The 1,266-nt window shown below is 49.6% G+C and carries 1 protein-coding gene; it reads right to left on the reverse strand.

Translation table 11 applies throughout. The features are described from left to right. Positions 1-91: 91 nt before the first annotated feature. The gene (gene thrC, locus GNE10_RS34600) at positions 92-1,183 is read right to left on the reverse strand and encodes a threonine synthase (RefSeq protein WP_185570517.1); all 1,092 of its coding nucleotides are present in this window, start codon (positions 1,181-1,183) and stop codon (positions 92-94) included. Between the last annotated feature and the right edge of the window lie 83 nt (positions 1,184-1,266).

Genomic DNA, 1,266 nt, shown 5'->3' on the forward strand with positions numbered 1-1,266 from the left:
GTGGGGGGAGTGTGGGGAGAGAGGGGGAAAAATTTCTTCACCATCCTCCCACACCTCCCACACCTCCCACACCTCCTGCTTGCCCCATGCCCTAAAATCCCATTGCTTCGGCGACTGCTTTGAGTTCTGCTGGGATGCCTTGTTTAAATTGACTTTGATTGTGTTTAATGGCTGTATCTGGGTCTTTTAAACCGTTGCCTGTGAGGACACAAACCACTGTCGCCCCTGTGGGAATTTGGTCTTTTACTTGTAATAAGCCAGCTACGGAAGCCGCGCTAGCAGGTTCGCAGAAGATACCCTCTGATGCTGCTAAAAGTCGATAAGCGTCCAAAATTTCGGCGTCGGTGACGGCACGGAAACTTCCCTGACTGGCAGATTGGGCGGCCATGGCCAATTCCCAACTAGCAGGGTTACCAATGCGAATTGCTGTAGCTATGGTTTCGGGATTTGCCACTGGCTGACCGTGTACTAAAGGTGCTGCACCTGCGGCTTGGAATCCCATCATCTTGGGTAGGCGATCGCACTTTCCGGCTTGATGATATTGACAAAAACCCATCCAATATGCTGATATATTTCCCGCATTTCCCACGGGAATACATAGCCAGTCTGGGGCATCACCCAACACATCGACGATTTCAAAGGCTGCTGTTTTTTGTCCTTCCAAGCGATAGGGATTTACCGAATTCACTAAAGTGATGGGATAGTTTTCGGCCATATCGCGGACAATTTCTAAAGCTTGGTCAAAATTACCTTTTATTGCCAATACTTCTGCCCCATAAACTAAAGCTTGGGCTAACTTACCTAATGCCACATAGCCATCGGGAATCAGCACAAAAGCACTCATTCCTCCACGTTTTGCATAGGCGGCGGCGGCGGCTGAGGTATTACCGGTGCTGGCACAAATGACTGCTTTTGCCCCTGCTTCCTTGGCTTTCGTAATTGCCATAGTCATCCCTCGGTCTTTGAAACTGCCGGTGGGATTGAGACCATCGTATTTGACAAACACACGTACTTGTCTGCCAATGCGTTGTGCGATCGCCGGCACTGGTATGAGGGGTGTGTTTCCCTCCAACAAAGTTACAACCGGCGTTGTTTCACTTACAGGCAAGTATTCGCGATAGGCTTCTATCAGTCCAGGCCAAGGTTGGCGATAAGATTTAGCAGCAGACAGGCTCAAAGTCACGGGATTTAAAGTTTCTTAAGTTAGGGGTTAGGGGTTAGGGAGTGGGAAGATAGGGAGATGGGGAGATGGGGAAGATGAGGAAG

It is taken from the genome of Nostoc sp. 2RC (genome assembly GCF_014222165.1).
GTDB classification, from domain to species: domain Bacteria; phylum Cyanobacteriota; class Cyanobacteriia; order Cyanobacteriales; family Nostocaceae; genus Nostoc; species Nostoc linckia.